Origin of the sequence: Centipeda flueggei ATCC 43531 (assembly GCF_000160695.1) — a bacterium.
Classification (GTDB): domain Bacteria; phylum Bacillota; class Negativicutes; order Selenomonadales; family Selenomonadaceae; genus Centipeda; species Centipeda flueggei.
The window spans coordinates 39,526-58,937 of the sequence record NZ_GG694008.1; the positions used below are offsets into that span (position 1 = coordinate 39,526).

20 protein-coding genes are annotated in these 19,412 nt (G+C 57.7%); 1 reads left to right on the forward strand and 19 read right to left on the reverse strand.

Annotated features, from left to right (window positions below):
- Window positions 1–73: 73 nt before the first annotated feature.
- From HMPREF0908_RS07680 to hrcA, 11 genes are all read right to left on the reverse strand, one after another.
- Window positions 74–1,213: a cysteine desulfurase family protein gene (locus HMPREF0908_RS07680; RefSeq protein ID WP_006690916.1), complete on the reverse strand. Its 1,140-nt coding sequence runs from the start codon at window positions 1,211–1,213 to the stop codon at window positions 74–76.
- Window positions 1,210–1,653 (reverse strand): RrF2 family transcriptional regulator, encoded by a 444-nt coding sequence (locus HMPREF0908_RS07685; protein ID WP_040572623.1) that lies wholly within the window; start codon window positions 1,651–1,653, stop codon window positions 1,210–1,212. Before HMPREF0908_RS07685 ends, HMPREF0908_RS07680 begins: the two co-directional genes overlap by 4 nt.
- Before the next feature lie 110 nt (window positions 1,654–1,763).
- Entirely contained in the window at window positions 1,764–2,216 is a 453-nt protein-coding gene (gene dut, locus HMPREF0908_RS07690; RefSeq protein WP_006690918.1) for a dUTP diphosphatase, read from the reverse strand.
- 68 nt (window positions 2,217–2,284) lie between these two features.
- Entirely contained in the window at window positions 2,285–2,518 is a 234-nt protein-coding gene (gene hfq / locus HMPREF0908_RS07695) for an RNA chaperone Hfq (RefSeq protein WP_006690919.1), read from the reverse strand.
- Window positions 2,508–3,473 (reverse strand): tRNA (adenosine(37)-N6)-dimethylallyltransferase MiaA, encoded by a 966-nt coding sequence (gene miaA, locus HMPREF0908_RS07700; protein ID WP_006690920.1) that lies wholly within the window; start codon window positions 3,471–3,473, stop codon window positions 2,508–2,510. The genes hfq and miaA overlap by 11 nt, the downstream gene beginning before the upstream one ends.
- The gene (locus HMPREF0908_RS07705) at window positions 3,473–4,150 is read right to left on the reverse strand and encodes a metal-dependent hydrolase (protein WP_040572624.1); all 678 of its coding nucleotides are present in this window, start codon (window positions 4,148–4,150) and stop codon (window positions 3,473–3,475) included. The genes miaA and HMPREF0908_RS07705 overlap by 1 nt, the downstream gene beginning before the upstream one ends.
- 130 nt (window positions 4,151–4,280) lie before the next feature.
- Window positions 4,281–7,400, reverse strand: a complete 3,120-nt coding sequence (ileS, locus tag HMPREF0908_RS07710; RefSeq protein WP_040572625.1) for an isoleucine--tRNA ligase — start codon at window positions 7,398–7,400, stop codon at window positions 4,281–4,283.
- A gap of 172 nt (window positions 7,401–7,572) precedes the next feature.
- Window positions 7,573–8,721 (reverse strand): molecular chaperone DnaJ, encoded by a 1,149-nt coding sequence (dnaJ, locus tag HMPREF0908_RS07715; protein ID WP_006690923.1) that lies wholly within the window; start codon window positions 8,719–8,721, stop codon window positions 7,573–7,575.
- A gap of 9 nt (window positions 8,722–8,730) precedes the next feature.
- On the reverse strand, window positions 8,731–10,596 hold the full coding sequence (gene dnaK / locus HMPREF0908_RS07720; RefSeq protein WP_006690924.1) for a molecular chaperone DnaK: 1,866 nt from the start codon (window positions 10,594–10,596) through the stop codon (window positions 8,731–8,733).
- Window positions 10,597–10,632: 36 nt separating this feature from the next.
- Window positions 10,633–11,223: a nucleotide exchange factor GrpE gene (gene grpE / locus HMPREF0908_RS07725; RefSeq protein WP_006690925.1), complete on the reverse strand. Its 591-nt coding sequence runs from the start codon at window positions 11,221–11,223 to the stop codon at window positions 10,633–10,635.
- On the reverse strand, window positions 11,217–12,251 hold the full coding sequence (gene hrcA, locus HMPREF0908_RS07730) for a heat-inducible transcriptional repressor HrcA (protein ID WP_006690926.1): 1,035 nt from the start codon (window positions 12,249–12,251) through the stop codon (window positions 11,217–11,219). The genes grpE and hrcA overlap by 7 nt, the downstream gene beginning before the upstream one ends.
- Before the next feature lie 101 nt (window positions 12,252–12,352).
- Here hrcA and HMPREF0908_RS11050 point away from each other — a divergent pair, with 101 nt between their 5' ends.
- Window positions 12,353–12,523: a hypothetical protein gene (locus tag HMPREF0908_RS11050; protein ID WP_006690927.1), complete on the forward strand. Its 171-nt coding sequence runs from the start codon at window positions 12,353–12,355 to the stop codon at window positions 12,521–12,523.
- 60 nt (window positions 12,524–12,583) lie between these two features.
- Here HMPREF0908_RS11050 and upp read toward each other — a convergent pair whose 3' ends face one another.
- The 8 genes from upp to HMPREF0908_RS07770 form a co-directional block, all read right to left on the reverse strand.
- Window positions 12,584–13,240 (reverse strand): uracil phosphoribosyltransferase, encoded by a 657-nt coding sequence (upp, locus tag HMPREF0908_RS07735; RefSeq protein ID WP_006690928.1) that lies wholly within the window; start codon window positions 13,238–13,240, stop codon window positions 12,584–12,586.
- A gap of 33 nt (window positions 13,241–13,273) precedes the next feature.
- Window positions 13,274–14,536: a serine hydroxymethyltransferase gene (gene glyA / locus HMPREF0908_RS07740; RefSeq protein WP_006690929.1), complete on the reverse strand. Its 1,263-nt coding sequence runs from the start codon at window positions 14,534–14,536 to the stop codon at window positions 13,274–13,276.
- A gap of 12 nt (window positions 14,537–14,548) precedes the next feature.
- A complete protein-coding gene (rpiB, locus tag HMPREF0908_RS07745; RefSeq protein WP_040572626.1) occupies window positions 14,549–15,001 on the reverse strand; it encodes a ribose 5-phosphate isomerase B in 453 nt (150 codons plus the stop codon).
- A 65-nt stretch (window positions 15,002–15,066) separates the two neighbouring features.
- Complete coding sequence (locus tag HMPREF0908_RS07750) at window positions 15,067–15,909, reverse strand: metal ABC transporter permease (RefSeq protein ID WP_006690931.1); 843 nt, start codon at window positions 15,907–15,909, stop codon at window positions 15,067–15,069.
- The gene (locus tag HMPREF0908_RS07755) at window positions 15,900–16,727 is read right to left on the reverse strand and encodes a metal ABC transporter ATP-binding protein (RefSeq protein WP_006690932.1); all 828 of its coding nucleotides are present in this window, start codon (window positions 16,725–16,727) and stop codon (window positions 15,900–15,902) included. The genes HMPREF0908_RS07750 and HMPREF0908_RS07755 overlap by 10 nt, the downstream gene beginning before the upstream one ends.
- 21 nt (window positions 16,728–16,748) lie before the next feature.
- The gene (locus HMPREF0908_RS07760; protein ID WP_006690933.1) at window positions 16,749–17,486 is read right to left on the reverse strand and encodes an ABC transporter permease; all 738 of its coding nucleotides are present in this window, start codon (window positions 17,484–17,486) and stop codon (window positions 16,749–16,751) included.
- Window positions 17,486–18,379: an ABC transporter ATP-binding protein gene (locus tag HMPREF0908_RS07765; RefSeq protein WP_006690934.1), complete on the reverse strand. Its 894-nt coding sequence runs from the start codon at window positions 18,377–18,379 to the stop codon at window positions 17,486–17,488. Before HMPREF0908_RS07765 ends, HMPREF0908_RS07760 begins: the two co-directional genes overlap by 1 nt.
- Window positions 18,376–19,365 (reverse strand): Gfo/Idh/MocA family protein, encoded by a 990-nt coding sequence (locus tag HMPREF0908_RS07770; RefSeq protein WP_006690935.1) that lies wholly within the window; start codon window positions 19,363–19,365, stop codon window positions 18,376–18,378. The genes HMPREF0908_RS07765 and HMPREF0908_RS07770 overlap by 4 nt, the downstream gene beginning before the upstream one ends.
- Between the last annotated feature and the right edge of the window lie 47 nt (window positions 19,366–19,412).

A 19,412-nucleotide genomic window follows, 5' to 3' on the forward strand; every position in this document is an offset into this window, starting at 1 on the left:
CTCCCTGACTTTTGTCATATATTGAATAATTCCTTTTGATTATACACAAAGTAAGCAGCAAAAACAAATTTTTTCAATTCAGTTCCGCCGCAATCACACAAACAGCATCCGCAAACGCCTTCACATCATCCTCATGGGTAAACCGACCAAGGCTCACACGAATTGCCGTACGCGCCTCCTCCGAAGAGCATCCCATCGCACGCAGGACGTGAGATGGATGCGCTGCCCCCGCACTGCATGCACTCCCTGCCGATACCGCAAATCCTGCAAGATCCAGCCGGATGAGCAGTGCATCCTGCGCAGCCCCACGGATACCGAAGTTCAAGATGCCGGCAAGACGCTCCTCACTGGCGCCATAAAATCGAAGCCCCTCTATACGGGAAAGATCATCACGCAGCTGTTCCGTAAACGCGCGCAGCTTCGCATCCTCTTCCCCCATCTCCGCACGGGCAATCTCCGCTGCACACCCACAGCCGGCAATCCCTGCCACATTCTCCGTCCCCGCGCGCAGATCGCGTTCCTGTGCTCCACCGCAAAGAAGCGGTGTCATCTCAGCGGGATGACGTACATAGAGTACACCGACGCCCTTGGGTCCACAGAACTTATGCGCCGAAAGCGAGAGCGCATCGACGTGCAGTTTCTCCACGTCGAGCGGAATATGTCCGGCCGCCTGGACGGCATCCGTGTGAAACAGAATGCCTCGTTCCTCTAGAAGTGCGCCAATCTCTGCAATCGGCTGAAGCGTTCCGACCTCGTTGTTCGCCGTCATGATGCTGACGAGCGCCGTATCTGTTTGCAGTGCCGCCTCCACATCAGACAGTGTGATACGGCCTTCCGCATCAACGGGCAGCTCCGTCAGGGTATACCCATGCGCCGCCAGATCACGGCAGGTTTCACGTACCGCAGGATGCTCAACGGCAGAGGTCACGATATGTCTGCAGCCTTTCTTTCGCCGTCCCTCCGCCAGACTGCGCAGTGCCCAGTTGTCGCTCTCCGTACCGCCGCTCGTAAAGAATACCTCCGCCGGGGACGCACCGATAAGCGCCGCTGTCTGCTCGCGCGCGCGCATCACCGCGCGGCGTGCCGCCTGTCCGAAATAATGAAGGCTCGACGGATTGCCGTACACAGCAGTCAGATACGGCTGCATGGATGCAAGCACACGAGCATCAAGCGGTGTCGTCGCAGCGTAGTCGAGGTAAACCGGATGCTTCATTGATTGCACCCTGCACGATGATGTCCACGCTGTACAAGATCGGAAAGCGCAATATTGTTCAATACGCTGTTAATGCTCTCACAGACTTCCTCCCAAATCTGACGCGTCACACAATTTCCTGCTCGCTCACAGCTCTGATCACGCGCTTCCGCATCCGTCAGCAGACAGTCAACAAGGGCAATCGGTCCTTCGACCGCCGTGATGATCCGCCCTATCGTCACCTGTCCAGGCGGAAGCGCGAGTGTATAGCCCCCCTGCGCCCCGCGCACACTCTCTACTAGCCCCGCACGCCGCAGAGGCACCATCAGTTGTTCCAGATAATGTTCGGAAATTCCCTGTGAAGCAGCAATTGCATGCAGCGGAACAACCCCCTTACCATAGTGAAGAGCAAGCTCATAGAGAGCCGTCACACTGTAGCGGCCTTTCGTTGAAAGCTTCATAAACATCTCCCGAATGAATGGCCAGCACCAATCAATCCAGATAAAATTATATCCACATTATTATAAATGAGTTTCGTTTTCCTGTCAAAAACAGGTTTGTACCGAGTTCTTTATGTGCCCGTCGAACCAAATCCGCCGCCGCGTGCAGCCCCGCAGCCCGCTGCATCGCCGTCGGCAGTCAAGTAGCGCGTAAAGATCCCCTGTGCAATCCGCTCACCCGCTGCGATATGCACGGGCTCTTTCCCATAATTGTAAAGAGGAACGATGATATGCCCCTCATTGTCCGCGTTTCCATAGTAGTCCGCATCGATCACGGCGACGCCGTTCATCAGCATGAGCTGACGTTTCACCGCCATGCTTGAGCGAATGTAGAGCAGCAGGACCTCGTCCGCCTGCATATATGTCTTGAGACCCGTCGGCACCATAGCAAAACCATGCGGAGGAATCTCCGCAGCCTCCGCCGCTGCAAGATCATACCCCGCACTTGCGCCTGTCTTGCGTTCGGGGCATGACACGCCTGTCTTTACATACGCCGATACTATCTCAAATCCACGCTGCCTCACATTGTTCCCTCCAAATGAAACGCCGCTGCACCACAGTCGGCACAGCAGCGTGATAGATTCGGTACGGATTACGACACATCATCCCCCGTCCGCACCGGCTGTGCCGGCGTAATAGTCGAGACAGCATGTTTATAGATCATCTGCTGTTTTCCCATGACATCCATCATCAGGACAAAATTATCAAAGCCTCTCACGGTGCCCTTGATCTGGAAACCGTTCAGGAGATGGATCGTCACAGGAATTCCGTCTTTCCGTACCTGATTGAGAAAATTATCCTGTAAATTGATGACCTTAGCCGTCATTCTTCGGTGCTCCTTTCGCCTGCCATGCCTGTACATCCGTCAAAATACGCTCCAGCAGTTCCGGTTCCGTCCACGCGTCCGCATCGTACCAGCGGATGTAGGGCATCCTCCGATACCACGTCAGCTGACGCTTCGCAAAATGCCGCGTTGCCGTCTGCACGGCCGTGATGGCCTCCGCGCGCGTGATCTCTCCTGCAAGATGCGCAGCTGTCTCCTTATAGCCGATGCCCTTCATTGCAGGAGCATCGCGGCGCACACCGCTGTCCAAAAGGCGCTGCACTTCTGCGCACAGCCCTGCGGCAAACATCGCCTCAACGCGCTCATTGATGCGTGCATAGAGATGTGCCCTCTCCCGTGTGAGCCCAATGACGAGAGCATCATAGGGCGGTGCACCGCGCTTCATCGCATGCGCACACGAGATGCTCTCATCGCCGTAGCGCGCGACCTCGAGCGCGCGGATCACGCGGCGCAGATTGTTCGCGTGAATTCGCTCTGCCGCAGCGGGGTCACGATACGCGAGAAAGTGATGTACGCGGCCGCTGCCGCGGCGTGCGGCGATGCCCGCCATAGCTTGGCGAAAACACGTATGCTCCTGCGTCACGTTGAAGTCATATCCCTCGACGAGCGCCTTGACGTAGAGTCCCGTCCCTCCGACGACGAATGGCAGCCGCCCTGCTGCATCAAAGTCACGTACAAGTTCCGACACGCGCGCAACAAACTCCGTCACGGAGAATGTCTCATCCGCATCGAGCACGTCGATGAGATGATGCGGCACACGGGCACGTTCCTCCGACGTCGGCTTCGCACTGCCGATGTCAAAGCCACGATAGACAAGCATTGAATCCCCGGAGATGATCTCCGTTCCAAGCTCCTCCGCAAGGTGGAGTGAGAGCGCCGTCTTGCCCACTGCTGTGGGGCCAAGGAGAACGAGCAGAGGCGTCTTCCGCGCCCGCATCAAAGCTCCATCGTATCTCCGGGTGCCATGATATGCACCCTGGCTCGCGTCATGGCTTCCGTCACATCCTTGTAGTGCCGTGCCTCCTGCTTGATGACCGGCCACGTATTGTAGTGAATGGGGATCACATGCCCCGCGTTGACCCACTGCGCCGCCATCGCTGCATCCTCAAGTCCCATCGTATAGTTATCGCCGATGGGCAGGACGGCATAGTCGATGCTGTCCTTGCGCCCGATGAGCTGCATATCGCTGAACAGCGCCGTATCGCCCGCATAGTAGACCGTCCTGCCGCCGATATACACGACGAATCCGCAGGCAATCCCGCCCGCCACGCCCGCGCTGTGCTGGGCAAACGTCATGCGCACCTTGCCGAACGGCAGATTGAGCGAGCCGCCAATATTCATCGGGCAGGATTCAATCTCCGCCAGCGCCTGACTCTCACAGACACTGATAACCTCCGGGGTCGACACGATTTTCGCCCCTGTACGCGCCGCGATCGACGGCGCATCGCCCAGATGATCCCCGTGCGCATGAGAAACGAGAATATAGTCACACTCCACATCGTCTGCCTTAACGCTGGCGACGGGATTTCCTGTCAAAAATGGATCGACAAGCACCTTATGCGTCCCATCATCCAACAAAAATGCTGCATGCCCGTAGTAACTGAATTTCACCAATGCAATCACTCCCCTCAATAACACAGTAATTCATCTTTATTATACGTCCCGCCCTCATATTGTCAATAGAAAGAGGCTGCTGTACGAGGACGAAAAATCCTAGCACAACAGCCTATCTTTCCAAAAAATCTTATTTAATGCTCAGCGTCAGCTTCTCGCCGTTGATGTTCCACTCCTTGCTCGTGCCCATCGGCGCATCACAGGAGAGGCTGTCGGCAAGCGTGATCTCGCGGATGAACGCCTCGTTCCTGCGCGCAATCTCAACGAGGCGCGGGTTGCCCGAGAGGTCGAGCGCAATGTGATCCGTCACCTCAAGGCCGCATTCCTTGCGCATCGTCTGCGCCTTGCTGATGATCTCACGGACAAAGCCCTCCTCGATCAGCGCCTCGGTGAGCGTGGTCGACAGGGCGACCGTCACGCCGCCATAACTCTGGCAGTTATACCCATCACGCTGGGAGACCGTCACCTCGACATCCTCTGCTGTCACCGCAATATCGCCGTCGGGCAGATGGAGCACATAGCTTCCGCCTCCGGCGAGAGCATCCTTGACGGCTGCACCGTCGCTCGCCTCGAGTGCCTTTTTGACCGCACCCATCTGCTTTCCGACCTTTGGTCCGAGAACGTGGAAATTCGGCTTGACGTGATAGGCGAGGAAGTCCGACATATCGTCGCGGAAGATGACCTCCTTGATGTTCAGCTCATCCTCGATGATCTTCACGAAGAAGTCCGGCAGTTCATGTGCCGCCTTGACATACATCTGCCCCACCGGCTGGCGGTTCTTGATGTTCGCCGCGTTGCGTGCCGCACGGCCGAGTGTTACGACCTCAAGCACGACCTCCATATTGTCCTCAAGCGCGGGATCAATCCACGCCTCGTTTGCCGTCGGGAAGTCCGCGAGGTGCACAGAGATCGGCGCATTCTTGTCAACGGAGCAGACCAGATTGCGGTAGATGCTCTCCGTGATGAACGGCACCATCGGCGCCGCCGCCTTCACCGTCGTCACGAGTGCCGTATAGAGCGTCAGATAGGCGTTCTCCTTATCCTGCTCCATGCCCTTCGCCCAGAAGCGGCTGCGGCAGCGGCGGACATACCAGTTCGACAGCTCTTCGACGAAGGACTGCAGTGCCTTGGCCGCCTCTGTGACGCGATAGTGTCCGAGGCAGTCGTCCACCGTGCGCACCATCGTGTTCAGTCGCGAGAGCACCCAGCGATCCATCACCGAAAGCTGGTCATAGTCCAGCGTATGCTTGGTTGGATCGAATTCGTCGATATTCGCATAGAGCACGTAGAACGCATAGGTGTTCCACAGTGTCCCCATGAACTTGCGCGCGCCCTCCTGCACGGCATCGTCGTGGAAGCGGTTCGGCAGCCACGGTGCGCTGTTCTCATAGAAGTACCAGCGGATCGCGTCCGCGCCGTGCCGTCCGAGGGCATCCATCGGGTCAACGGCGTTGCCCTTGGACTTGCTCATCTTCTGCCCGTCCTTGTCCTGCACATGACCGAGCACAATGACGTTGCGATAGGGGCTCTTGTCAAAGAGCAGCGTGCTGATGGCGATCAGTGAGTAGAACCAGCCGCGTGTCTGATCGACGGCCTCGGAGATGAAGTCCGCCGGGAAGTATTTCTCAAAGAGTTCCTTGTTTTCAAACGGATAGTGCCACTGGGCAAACGGCATCGATCCCGAGTCAAACCAGCAGTCAATGACCTCGGGCACACGGTGCATCGTCTCTCCGCATTCCGGGCACGGGAATGTGATCGCATCAATATACGGGCGATGCAGCTCAATGTCCGCCGGGCAGTTCGGCTGCAGCTCGCGCAGCTCTGCAATCGAGCCGACTGCATGCTCATGCCCGCAGGAGCATTTCCATATATTGAGCGGCGTCCCCCAGTAGCGGTTGCGGCTGATGCCCCAATCCTGCACATGCTCGATCCAGTTGCCGAAACGCCCCTCGCCGATGGACGGCGGGATCCAGTTGACCGTCTTGTTGTTCGCGACAAGCGCGTCACGCACGGCCGTCATGCGGATGAACCACGAGGCGCGCGCATAGTAGATGAGCGGCGTATCGCAGCGCCAGCAGTGCGGATAGCTGTGCGTGAACTCCGGTGCCTTGAAGAGCTTGCCGCTCTTCTCGAGATCGTCGAGAATCAGCGGATCCGCATTCTTCACAAAGACGCCCGGCCAATCCGTCTCCTCGGTCATCTCGCCCTTTTCGTTGACGAACTGGACGAACGGCATATTGTATTTGCGGCAGACACGGTTATCGTCTTCGCCGAATGCCGGGGCCATGTGGACGATGCCCGTGCCGTCCTCCGTGGTGACGTAGTCGTCACAGGTCACGAAGAACGCCTTGTCACGCACATCCTGCGTCGCAAAGGGATAGAGCGGCTCGTACCTGCGGTGCTCGAGCTCGCTTCCCTTCATCGTCGCAAGCTCCTCGCGCTCGCCCCGCGAGCCGTCGAATACGCTGTCCGCGAGAGCTTCAGCAAGATAATAGACCTTGCCGCAGACGCGCAGTTTGACGTATGTTACATTTGGGTTCACGCAGAGGGCGAGGTTCGACGGGAGCGTCCACGGGGTCGTCGTCCATGCGAGGAAATAGGCGTCCTCGTCCGCCGCTTTGAACTTCACAATGGCCGAGCGCTCGGTGACATCCTTGTATCCCTGCGCCACCTCGTGCGAGGAGAGCGGCGTGCCGCAGCGCGGGCAGTATGGAACGATCTTATGCCCCTGATAGAGAAGCCCCTTCTTCCAGATCTCCTTCAGCGCCCACCACTCAGACTCGATGAAGTCATTCTCGTACGTGATGTAGGGATGCTCCATATCCGCCCAGAAACCGACGACATCGGAGAACTGCTCCCACATGCTCTTATACTTCCAGACCGACTCACGGCATTTCTTGATGAACGGCTCGATGCCGTACTCCTCGATCTGTTCCTTCCCATTGATGCCGATCGCCTTCTCGACCTCCAGCTCAACGGGCAGCCCATGCGTGTCCCAGCCTGCCTTGCGGAGCACCTTGCGCCCCTTCATCGACTGATAGCGCGGCAGCATATCCTTGATGACGCGCGTCAAAACGTGCCCGATATGCGGGCGGCCGTTCGCCGTCGGCGGGCCGTCGTAGAACGTGAACGTATCGCAGCCCTCACGCTGGTCAACAGCACGCTGTGCAATATGATTCTCGCGCCAAAAATCCGCAACAGCTTTCTCGCGCGCAGCAAAATCCAAATTCGTATCTACTTTTTCGTACAAAAGAATCCCTCCCGCAGCATACATAGTCATGCTATTCTAGCACGGGAACGGCGATTTTTCAAGGAATCCGTGCGTTTATCTGTCCCAAAAGGACAGGCATGCTAAAATCCGCACTTCGTCGCCAATAAAAAAGGAACTGCTGCACAAGTTCATGCACCAGTTCCTTTGAAAATCATGTAAACAGATCTTTGAACTTCTCCGTAAAACTCTTCTGCTCCGGATTCACCGCATCGCCGCTCAGCTCCGCGAACTCCTTGAGGAGCTCCTTCTGCTTCGCCGAGAGTTTCTGCGGTGTCGTAACCTTGACACGGACATGCTCATCGCCGCGTCCCGTGCCGCGCAGACTTGGGATGCCCTTGCCCTTGACACGCAGCACCGTGCCCGTCTGGATGCCTGCGGGGATCTTAAGATCAACCGCTCCGTCGAGTGTCGGCACCTGCACAACTGCACCGAGCGATGCCTGCACAAATGTGATCGGGATCTCGATGATGACATCGTTGCCGCGCCGCTGAAACAGCTTATGCGGACGGATGAAGATATAGACGTAGAGATCCCCGCTCGCGCCGCCGCGCACACCTGCTTCGCCGCCGCCCGTTACACGGACGCGCTGACCGTCGTCTACGCCGCGCGGGATGTTGACCTTGATCGTCTTCGTCACGCGCTTGCGCCCTGTCCCGCGGCAGTCAGAGCACGGCGTCTTGATGATCTTGCCCTTACCGTGACACTGACTGCACGTACGCGAGGTCATCATGCTGCCGAACATTGTCCGCTGCATCACCTGCTCCTGCCCGGAGCCATGACACGTCGGACAAGTCTCTGCCGCAGAGCCCTTTGCCGCGCCGGAGCCGCCGCAAGTCGGGCAGTTCTCCTCACGCGGGATGGAGAGCTCGACCTCCTTGCCGAATGCCGCCTCCTCAAACGAAATCTCCAGATCATAGCGCAGATCAGCCCCGCGTTCGGGACCCTGTCTGCGTGCACGGCGGCTGCCGCCGCCCATGCCGAACATATCGAAGATGTCGTTCATGTCGAAGCCTTCGAATCCTCCGCCGAAGGGGCTGCCCCCTCCGGCTCCCGCACCGCCGCGGCGCGGATCGAAGGCATCATGACCAAACTGGTCATACGCCGCCTTCTTCTGCGGATCCTTCAGCACATCGTACGCCTCGTTGACCTCCTTGAATTTCTCCTCGGCAGTCTTCGGGTCGTCACGGTTGAGATCGGGGTGATACTTGCGCGCGAGTTTCTTGTATGCTTTTTTGATCTCGTCGTCCGAAGCTCCCTTTTTGAGGCCAAGGACTTCGTAGTAATCGCGTTTCTCGCTCACGATACCACCTTACTTCTTATCGTCCTTGACTTCGGTGAACTCCGCATCGACGACGTTGTCGTCCTGCTGTGCTCCCTGCGCACCTGCGCCGGCATTCGCCTCTGCGCCCGGTGCAGCACCGGCAGCACCTGCTGCCTGCTGTGCCTGCTGATAGGCCGCCGCAGAGAGCTCATAGAGCGGCTGGCGAACCTCCTCCGTCGCAGACTTGATCGCTTCGAGATCAGAGCCCTTGAGCGCTTCTTTCAGTTTATCGACCCCCGCCTGCACCTTTGAGGCAAGCGCGCTGTCTGCCTTGTCGCCGAGATCCTTGATCGCCTTCTCTGCCTGATAGACGAGGGAATCGCCGGCGTTGCGTGCGTCGACGGCTTCCTTCTGCGCCTTGTCCTCGGCAGCATGTGCCTCGGCTTCCTTGACCATGCGGTCGATATCCTCTTTGCTCATGCCGCTGTCGGACTGAATCGTGATCTTCTGCTCCTTGCCCGTGCCGAGATCCTTTGCCGACACGTTGACGATGCCGTTCGCATCGATGTCGAACTTGACCTCGATCTGGGGGACGCCGCGCGGTGCGGGCGGAATGTCCGTAAGCTGGAAACGGCCAAGGGTCTTGTTGCCCGCCGCCATTTCGCGTTCGCCCTGCAGGACATGAATCTCAACGCCCGGCTGATTGTCCGCCGCCGTCGAGAACACCTGGCTCTTCGATGTCGGGATCGTCGTGTTGCGCTCGATGATCTTCGTGCAGACGCCGCCGAGGGTCTCGATGCCGAGCGAAAGCGGGGTAACATCGAGAAGCAGGACATCCTTGACCTCACCGACGAGGACACCGCCCTGGATTGCTGCGCCGATGGAGACGCACTCATCCGGGTTGACGCCCTTCGAAGGTTCCTTGCCGAGGATCTTGCGGATGGCTTCCTGTACCGCAGGGATACGGGACGAGCCGCCGACAAGAATGATCTTGTCAATATCATTGCCCGAGAGCCCTGCATCCTCCATCGCCTTGCGCGTCGGCACCATCGTGCGCTCCACAAGGTCAGCCGTCAGCTCATCGAACTTCGCGCGCGAGAGCGTAAGATCGAGATGCTTTGGGCCCGTTGCATCTGCCGTGATAAATGGAAGGTTAATGTTCGTCTGGCTCATGCTCGAAAGCTCGATCTTCGCCTTCTCTGCTGCCTCGATGAGACGCTGTGCGCTCATCTTATCCTGCGAGAGGTCGATACCGTTCTCCTTCTTGAACTCCTCGACCATCCAGTCCATGATCTTCTTGTCGAAGTCATCGCCGCCGAGCATTGTATCGCCGTTCGTTGCCTTGACCTCGAACACACCCTCACTCAGCTCAAGGATGGAGACATCAAATGTGCCGCCGCCGAGGTCAAAGACCAGCACTGTCTCGTCCTGATCCTTGTCAAGGCCATAGGCAAGTGCCGCCGCTGTTGGCTCGTTGATGATGCGCAGCACCTCAAGACCTGCGATCTTGCCCGCATCCTTCGTTGCCTGACGCTGGCTGTCATTGAAGTATGCCGGCACCGTGATGACCGCCTGCGAGACAGTCTCGCCGAGATACGCCTCTGCATCGCTCTTGAGCTTCTGCAGAATCATTGCCGAGATCTCCGGCGGTGTGTAACTCTTTCCGTCAATCGTGACGTGATAGTTTGGATCACCCATGTGACGCTTGATCGACGAGATCGTACGATCAGGATTCGACACAGCCTGATTCTTTGCCAGACGCCCGACAAGGCGCTGACCGTCCTTCGTAAAACCGACGACAGACGGCGTGATGCGGCTGCCCTCCGGATTCGTAATAACGACCGGCTCGCCGCCCTCCATCACGGAGACAACCGAGTTCGTCGTGCCAAGATCAATACCAATTACTTTTGCCATGTTATATTCCCCCAAAAATCATAAGATGTTATTTCGTTAGTTTCCGGCAACCTGCACCATCGCAGGACGAATCACACGTCCTCTCGCCTGGTAGCCCTTCTGGAGCACCTGTGTGATCGTGCCGTCCTCCGCATCCGCATCCTCCACGCGCATCACTGCCTGATGGAAATTCGGATCGAAGGGCTGCCCCTCTGCCTCGATGGTCTCAAGGCCGTGCTTCTGCATGACCTCACGCAGCTGCGTGTGAATCATCTCGACGCCCTTTTGGAACGCCTCGACATCCGTCTGCTCCACGGTGAGTGCCCGCTCAAAGTTATCGAGGAGCGGCAGCAGATCGCTGAGCATATTCTGTGTAATAACGGCGGCAAGTTCTTCTTTTTCCTTTGCCGTGCGGCGGCGGAAATTCTCAAAATCCGCCTGCAGGCGCAGGATACGATCGCTCTTTTCCTTCAGCTCCGCCTCGAGCGCGGCAATTTTATCCGCCTCGGCCAGGGCGCTGTCCTCCTCCCCTGCGGGTGCGTCCGCCGCATCCGTCTCAGTCGCAGCGTCCGCAGCAGTCTCAGGCTGCTCCTCTGCGGTATCCTGCACCTTCTCTTCTTTCTGCAAGCCGTTCACCTCTCCTACCACTTTAATTGATAGATCATTTCTGTCAAATTCGTATTGACATAGTCAAGGATGCGCATTGCTTTCGCATACTCCATCCGCGTCGGGCCGAGTACGGCGATCGTTCCGAGCAGCTTTCCGTCAACGTGGTACGTTGCTGTAATAAAGCTGCTGTCCCAAAACGTACTGCTCTCGTTCTCGCGCCCGATTGTGACCGTCAGTCCCTCTCCCGCATGCGTATGCAGGATATCCTTTACAAGATCCTCGCGCTCGAGGACGAGCAGCATCGCGCGTACGCGATCAAGATCCTGGAACTCTGGATTACTGAGGAGCTGCGCTGTTCCGCCAAGGTAGAGACGACCATCCTCACGTCCTTCGAGCGCACGGTGCATCACCTCCACCGCCGCGACGAAAATCGACTCATCGCCGATCGCATCGCGGATGCGGCGCATGTCCTGCTTTGTCACGGCACGGAGTGCCTTGCCTGAGAGCGTCTGATTCACCGCACCCGCCATACGCTGGAAGTCCGTGAACGTTGCACCGTCGGGAATCTCGACGATACGGTTTTCAACGAACCCTGCATCCGTCATGAGGACGGCAATCGCGTGACCGAGGTCAAGCGGCAGGAACTGCAGCATACGGAACGTGGACTGTGCGGCCTGCGGGGCAAGCACGAGCGACACGTTATGTGTCACATCGGCGATGAGGCGTGCTGTTTCCTGGAACACCTCATCCATGCGCCGCACATGCCCCTTGTACCAGTCATGAATCTTTGTCCTCTCGGCGTCCGTCACCGGAGCGATGGGCTGCAGCCCGTCGACATAGAAGCGATAACCCTTCGACGATGGAATACGCCCGGCAGATGTGTGCGGATGTTCCAGATAGCCGAGCATCTCCAGATCTGCCATTTCGTTGCGGATGGTGGCAGGGCTGATGCCGAGATTGTACTTTTGTGCAAGCGTTCGAGATCCGACCGGCTCCGCCGATGCGATGTAGTCATCGACGACCGCCCATAGGATTTGGCTCTTGCGCTCGTCCAGATCGTTCGACATTCACCCCTCTCCTTTCAATTCTGTTAGCACTCTATTGGTCTGAGTGCTAATCAAAATCTATAAAGAATATACAGCGTAAAAAACAAAAAGTCAAGTATAAAATGACAAAAAGTCAAAGTTTTTTTGATGATTTATTGCAAAAGGGAAGTGAGAGAAACAGTATCGTACGGATATGGCTGGCTGAGAAAGAAATACAGTGCGTGAAAGATCGGCAGACGCTGACCGGCACGAAAAAAGGAAAGACACAGGAAAATGGTGAAAAGAACGCATAAAAAGAGCTGCTGCATAAGGTGATCTCCCTGATACAGCAGCTCTTGAGAAAAAGTGATATCTCAGAGTGTGCCAAAGATACGGTCGCCCGCATCGCCGAGCCCCGGTACGATGTAGCCGTGCTCGTTGAGGCAGTCGTCCACTGCCGCGACGTAGATCGGTACGTCGGGGTGGTCTGCCGCTACGCGACGAATGCCCTCGGGTGCGGAGACAAGGCACATGAGGATGATGCTGCGCGCACCCTTGTCCTTGAGCATGGTAAGCGCTGCTGACGCACTGCCGCCCGTGGCGAGCATGGGATCGGGCACAATGAGGGTACGATCCTCGATGCCGCGCGGGAGCTTTGCATAGTACTCGACGGGGGCAAGTGTCTCGGGGTCGCGATAGAGCCCGATGTGTCCGACGCGCGCCGCGGGAATGAGGTTCAGGATGCCGTCGAGCATCCCGAGCCCTGCACGCAGGATCGGGACAATGCCGAGTTTCTTGCCCGCAAGCATTTTCGCATGGCAGTGTGCGACGGGGGTCTCGATCTCCACATCGCGCAGGGGGAAGTCGCGCGTGATCTCGTATGCCATGAGCATAGCGATCTCCGAGAGCAGCTCGCGGAATTCCTTTGTCCCTGTCTCCCTGCGGCGCATGATGGTCAGTTTGTGCTGGATGAGCGGGTGATCGACAAGATGGAGTGTCGGTATGTCGGACGGACGGAATGTGTCAGCCATGGGATGCTTCCTTTCCAAGGGGAGGAATGGGCCTCAGTTCTCCCCAAGATGTTCATAGAGCGGATATTTTCTGCAGAGCGCATCGACGCGGCGGCATGCCTCTGCGCGGCGGCTCTCGTCCGTCGGCGCATCGAGGACGTGTGCAATGATGCGTGCGACCTCACGCATGTCCTCCTCGCGGAAGCCGCGCGTAGTGAGCGCGGGCGAGCCGAGACGGATGCCGCTCGTGACGAATGGGCTGCGCGGCTCGAACGGAATGGTGTTGCGGTTCGATGTGATATTGACCTCGTCGAGGAGGGTCTGCGCATCCTTGCCCGTGATGTCCTTGTTCGTGAGGTCAACAAGCATAACATGCGTGTCCGTACCGCCCGACACGATGCGGTAGCCGAGCTTTGTGAGTTCGTCGGCGAGCGCTGAGGCATTCTTTACGACCTGTGCGCCGTACTCCTTGAACGAGGGCTGCAGTGCCTCGCCGAGCGCGACTGCCTTTGCCGCGATGACGTGCATCAAAGGCCCGCCCTGGATGCCGGGGAATACTGCCTTGTTGATCTTTTTCCCGAGCTCCTCGTCGCGTCCGAGAATGAGGCCGCCACGCGGGCCGCGCAGGGTTTTGTGCGTGGTCGAGGTCACGATATCGGCGCAGGGGACGGGGCTGGGGTGTTGTCCCGCGGCAACGAGTCCCGCGATGTGGGCCATGTCAACCATGAAGATGGCATCGATGCTTTTGGCGATGGCGGCGATGCGCTCAAAGTCGATGATGCGCGCATACGCCGATGCACCCGCAATGATCATACGCGGATGATGCTCGGCGGCGAGTTTTTCGAGGGCGTCGTAGTCGATGCGCTCGGTCTCACGGTCGACTCCGTAGGGGATGACTTTGTAGTAGCTGCCGGAGATGTTGACGGGGCTGCCGTGCGTGAGGTGTCCGCCGTCCGTGAGATTCATGCCGAGGATGGTGTCGCCCGGCTGCAGGAGCGCGAAGAATACCGCCATATTCGCCTGTGCGCCCGAGTGGGGCTGAACGTTCGCCCACGCCGCACCGAAAAGTTTCTTCGCACGGTCAATGGCAAGCTGCTCCGCAACATCGACATACTCACAGCCGCCGTAGTAACGCTTTCCTGGATAGCCCTCGGCGTACTTGTTTGTGAGAACACTCCCCTGCGCCTCCATGACGGCACGGCTGACGATGTTCTCCGAAGCAATGAGCTCGAGTTTCGTCCGCTGGCGGTTCAGCTCGTGATCGATCGCCTTTGCAATCTGCGGGTCTGCCTGGTTCAGCGCATCCATAATGCTCATCTGTGTTCTCCCTTACCTGTCTTTTTTCTGCTCGAGTGCCATGATTTTATCGACACGGCGTGCATGGCGGCCGCCCTCGAACGCAGTGCGTATCCATGCGCGCACGATCTCTCCCGCAGGGCCGATACCTGTCACGCGCCCCCCCATGGCAAGGACGTTCGCGTCGTTGTGCTTGCGCGACATGATCGCCGAATAGACGTCGGTACAGAGTGCGGCGCGGATGCCGTTGATCTTGTTTGCCGCGATGGAGATGCCGATTCCCGTGCCGCAGAGGACAATGCCGCGATCCGCCTTGCCGGAAACAATGTCAGCGCAGACTTTCTCCGCGATGTCGGGATAGTCCACCGACTCTTTGCCAAAGGTGCCGACATCCGTCACCTGGATGTCACTGAATTCGTGAAGCACCATCTTGACTTCTTCTTTGAGATCCACGGCTCCATGATCGCTGCCAATCGTAATGTTCATGAGCTCCTCCTTCTCTGCATGTATATTCGTCCTTATCTTAACACAATTCAATGAAAAAAAACAGATCATCGCTGCGCGTGTGCACGGAGGGCGAGCGAGAGGAAGAAGATGAGGGCAGCGGCAGCGACGATTGCCGCGCCTGCCGCGATACCGAGGTAGTAAGCGGAGAAGAGTCCGACGATGCCCGCGGTGAGCGCAGTGAGGACAGCGATGAGGTGGTACTCCTTGACACTGCGTGCCACATTGCGTGCCGCTGCCCCCGGCAGAACGAGGAGTGCGTTGATGATGAGGATGCCGACCCACTGGATGCTGACGGCGACGACGACGGCGAGCAGTGCGGCAAACGCCGCCTCGATGCGCACGACGGAGATGCCTCTGCTGTGTGCAAGCGACGGGTTGACAGAAAGCAGAAGCAGATGGTTGAACAGGAGTGCCCAGATCAGTACGACGAGAACATCGACGGCAAGCAGCCCTATAAGATCGGCCGGGGTGATGCTCAGTATGTCGCCGATGAGAAGTGGGGAAAACTTTGAAAAACCGCCGCCCCGACTCATGACCATGAGTCCAACAGCGATGGCGGTCGAGGAAAACACGCCGATAACGGTGTCTGCCGATGCGGCTGTCCGATACTTGATGTATGTGATGAGCAGAGCGAAGGCGATCGAGAAGATGATGAGCGCGGTGAGCGGTGAAACGATGCCGATGAGTGCGCCGACGGCAATGCCTGTAAATGCGCCGTGTCCGAGGGAGTCCGAGAAGAACGCCATGCGGCTCGAGACGACCATGGTCGAGAGAAGCCCAAAGAGAGGCGTCATGAGGAGGACGGCGAGGAGAGCGTTTTTCATAAAGGTGTACTCTGTCCACGAAAATGGCAGAAGCGTATCCATGATGTGGTAGATCAGTTCCATTCCGTCTCCTCCTCTCCTTCGCCGTGCTCTTCCGTCGGTGCGCGCAGGCGGCTGAGGTCGGGCAGAATGCCGAAGATCTCCTCCATTGCAGGAGAGCGGTAGACCGTCTCAGGGGTTCCTGCTGCGGCGACACCGTGGTTCATCAGGATGACTTTGTCCGCGTGGCGCGCAGCCATACCAAGGTCGTGCGAGATGAGGAGGATCGCCAGATCCTCCTTGGCGCGCAGTTCTGCGACGATCTCGTAAAAGAGCGCAAGCCCGCGCTGATCGACACCAGAGACGGGTTCATCGAGGAGGAGAAGGTTGGGAATAGGGTCAAGTGCAAGTGCAAGGAGAACACGCTGGAGCTCTCCACCCGAGAGTGCGCCGAGGCGGCGGTCGATGAGGTGCTCCACGTGCACACGGGCAAGACTTTCCGTCGCACGCGCACGATAGGGACGCGCCGAACAGATCCAGACAGGACGCGGTGTAATGCACGCCATGAAGAGATCCATGACCGTGGTCGGCGCACTCACATCGAGGCGAAGGTACTGCGGCACGTAGCCGATGACGGGACGCTCTGTATGACGCCCCTCGCCATCCACAAAGCGGATATGTCCTGTGTGCGGCACCTCGCCGAGAATGGCGCGCAGGAGTGTCGATTTTCCTGCACCATTTGGTCCGATGATGGCAGTGAGTTCGCCGCAGTGAAAGTGCAGATTGACATGTGAAAAGACATTGAACGTTCCGTAAGAGACGCCAAAGTCCTCGACGCGCGTGCAGCAGAAGTGTGCGCAGCCTTCTGCTGCGCCGCTGTGATGAAAGATATGCCTGAGCATGATGGTCCTCTGATTTGATTCCTAATCCGTCAGCCGGCGGAATTTCCATGTGCCGGCGACAATGCCGAAGATGGCGTAGAGTGCGATAACGCCAAGTGAAATGACAGAATAGTCCCCCGCTGTCCCAAGACTGCGCAGGAGATGACTCGTATGAGTCAACGGCAGAATCTCCACGAAACAGCGCACAGTCCCCGGCAGTGCCGCCGTGGAGAAGAACGTCCCGCAAAGAAAGGACATGGGCAGGAGGACGTAAAGATTAACCTGGCTCATCTCCTCATAGGTAGAGATATACATCGCCGCCAGAAATCCGATCTCGGCAAAGATCATGCAGTTCATGGTCAGTACAAGCAGGAAAAGCGGCGTAATGGCAAAATGTGCGCCAAAGAGATCGCTGAGCACGATGATGATGGCGGAGGAGATGAGGCCGCGCAGTACCGCACCCGCGACCTTGCCGATGACGAAAGCATCCGGACGGATCGGTGCAATGAGATACTCCTCAAGGCTCTTATGGTAGATGCGTTCCGCATGCACTGAAATGATGCTGTTAAAGCTGATGTTCATGGAGTTCATCGCCAGAAGGCCCGGGACAAAGAAGTCCATGTACGAACTGCCGCCAACATCGATACTCCGTCCCAGCCCCCACCCAAAGGCAATAAGAAACATGAGCGGTGAGATCATACGGCTCAGGATATATTTTTTCAGGCGGCGGCGCAGGACGATCCAGTCGCGCCAGAATACCGTCCATATATCGCCAAGCATCAGAGTCCCTCCTTCCGTCCCGTCAGCTCGATGAATACGTCTTCCAGATTTGTGGGGCGCAGGAGCACACGTGTCATCGTATCCTCGATTCCGCGCGCATAGGCGCGCGCTTCCTCCTGCGTGTGGAAAAAACGATAGGCGCGGCCATCCTCCCCATCCCATTCCACAGCATGTGTACCAAGCGACTCACAAAAGTCGTGCGGCGTCTGCAAGTCAACAAGCCTCCCCTTGTTGATGATGGCGACACGGGCGCACAGTGCCTCTGCTTCCTCGATGTAGTGTGTCGTAAGGAACACCGTCACGCCGCGTGCCGCAATGCCATGCACCATATCCCAGATATGGCGGCGAATCTGTGGGTCGAGTGCGACGGTCGGCTCGTCGAGAAAGAGGACGCGCGGACGATGGATAAGAGCACGTGCGATGAGCAGACGGCGCTTCATTCCCCCCGAGAGGCGGCGCACACCGTCATTGCGTACCTCCATGAGCGACATCTCCGTCAGCAGTTCCTCAATACGCGCCGTACGCTCCGCGCTTCCCATGTGATGCAGGCGTGCATGAAGCTCCATATTATCCCATACGGTGAGCTCCTGGTCAAAATTCACATGCTGCGGCACGACGCCGATCTGTGCCTTGACGTGACGTTCTGCCGCACGGATATCCTCTCCGCCGATGCGGATGGAGCCGCTTGTCGGCTGCGTCTGCATCGTGAGCATACGAATGATCGTGGTTTTTCCCGCGCCGTTGGGCCCAAGGAGACCGAACACCTCACCGCGCCGCACGGAGAGCGAAATATCCGCGACCGCCGTCTTCCACGCGCCCTCTTTTCTCTCATTTGTGTGCGGAAACTTCTTGATGAGATGCTCCATCTCGATCATCATGTCTTTGGTCATCATGCATCTATCCGAAACGGAATCTCCGCCATCAGCCGCGCCTTTTCCAGCACAGTCATGACGATCCGTGTTATGTCAAATCCTGCTTCCACGCGTGCATAATCCTGACGCAGGAATATATCCCGCATTTCCTCGAACTCATGCACCATACGATGGGCATGGCGATTCAGTGCAAAGGTCTCCGGCTCCGCCCCGCGCAGCTGCACAGTAAAATTCTTCAGTTCATTCGGTGTGCCGTCCGCACGAATCCATCCCGACTCGCCCTGCACCATAAAGAAGGAAGGGCTGCTGCTGTCCTTTGCCGCCGCAGACGAAGCTGCAAAACCATCATAGCGCAGGATCAAAAATCCTGACGTATCAATCCCGTTAAAGCCGATATTCGCCGCATAGGACACGGACTTAGGTGCGCCAAAGAGCGCCGCGATGAGCGCGGCATTGTAGACGTTCAGATCATAGAGTGCGCCGCCCGAGCAGGCCGGGTCAAACGCGGGGGCAACGTCATGTGCAAGGTAACGGTCATAACGACTCGAATATTGAGAGAAGTTCGCCTGCACAAGACGGATAGGACCAAGCTTTGGCAGCTGTTCCTTAATCCCTGCCAGATTGGGCAGAAAGAGCGGCGTCATTGCTTCGAACACATAACGCTGTGCCGCACGGGCGCACGAAATCAGCTTCTCCGCCTCCGCCAGCGTGGAAGTAAAGGGCTTCTCTACGATCACATGCCAGCCTGCAGCAACGGCCTGACACGCATAATCAAAATGTGCGCTGTTCACGATGCCGAGGTAGACGAAGTCTGCCGCATGGGATGCAAGCATTGCCTCATAGTCGGTCACGACACGTGGAATACAGAACTCGCGCGCCAATGCCTCAGCTTTCTCTCTGCTGTGCGGACGCGCGCATATCACGGGAACTTCGATTCCCTCCACCGTGCACAGCGCGCAGAGGGCCTCCCGTGCGATCATCCCCGTTCCAACGACTGCGATTTTCATGCAATACTCCTATCCATTCCTTTACATTTTCGATCGTGCCATTCATT

Bases quoted from the DNA above. Each gene is read 5' to 3' on its own strand.
- HMPREF0908_RS07680 (WP_006690916.1), bottom strand. From the start codon at position 1,213: ATGAAGCATCCGGTTTACCTCGACTACGCTGCGACGACACCGCTTGAT.
- HMPREF0908_RS07685 (WP_040572623.1), bottom strand. From the start codon at position 1,653: ATGAAGCTTTCAACGAAAGGCCGCTACAGTGTGACGGCTCTCTATGAG.
- hfq (WP_006690919.1), bottom strand. From the start codon at position 2,518: ATGACGGCTAAGGTCATCAATTTACAGGATAATTTTCTCAATCAGGTA.
- miaA (WP_006690920.1), bottom strand. From the start codon at position 3,473: ATGCGGGCGCGGAAGACGCCTCTGCTCGTTCTCCTTGGCCCCACAGCA.
- dnaK (WP_006690924.1), bottom strand. From the start codon at position 10,596: ATGGCAAAAGTAATTGGTATTGATCTTGGCACGACGAACTCGGTTGTC.
- hrcA (WP_006690926.1), bottom strand. From the start codon at position 12,251: ATGTCGAACGATCTGGACGAGCGCAAGAGCCAAATCCTATGGGCGGTC.
- HMPREF0908_RS11050 (WP_006690927.1), top strand. From the start codon at position 12,353: ATGACAAAAAGTCAAAGTTTTTTTGATGATTTATTGCAAAAGGGAAGT.
- upp (WP_006690928.1), bottom strand. From the start codon at position 13,240: ATGGCTGACACATTCCGTCCGTCCGACATACCGACACTCCATCTTGTC.
- glyA (WP_006690929.1), bottom strand. From the start codon at position 14,536: ATGAGCATTATGGATGCGCTGAACCAGGCAGACCCGCAGATTGCAAAG.
- rpiB (WP_040572626.1), bottom strand. From the start codon at position 15,001: ATGAACATTACGATTGGCAGCGATCATGGAGCCGTGGATCTCAAAGAA.
- HMPREF0908_RS07750 (WP_006690931.1), bottom strand. From the start codon at position 15,909: ATGGAACTGATCTACCACATCATGGATACGCTTCTGCCATTTTCGTGG.
- HMPREF0908_RS07755 (WP_006690932.1), bottom strand. From the start codon at position 16,727: ATGCTCAGGCATATCTTTCATCACAGCGGCGCAGCAGAAGGCTGCGCA.
- HMPREF0908_RS07760 (WP_006690933.1), bottom strand. From the start codon at position 17,486: ATGCTTGGCGATATATGGACGGTATTCTGGCGCGACTGGATCGTCCTG.
- HMPREF0908_RS07765 (WP_006690934.1), bottom strand. From the start codon at position 18,379: ATGATGACCAAAGACATGATGATCGAGATGGAGCATCTCATCAAGAAG.
- HMPREF0908_RS07770 (WP_006690935.1), bottom strand. From the start codon at position 19,365: ATGAAAATCGCAGTCGTTGGAACGGGGATGATCGCACGGGAGGCCCTC.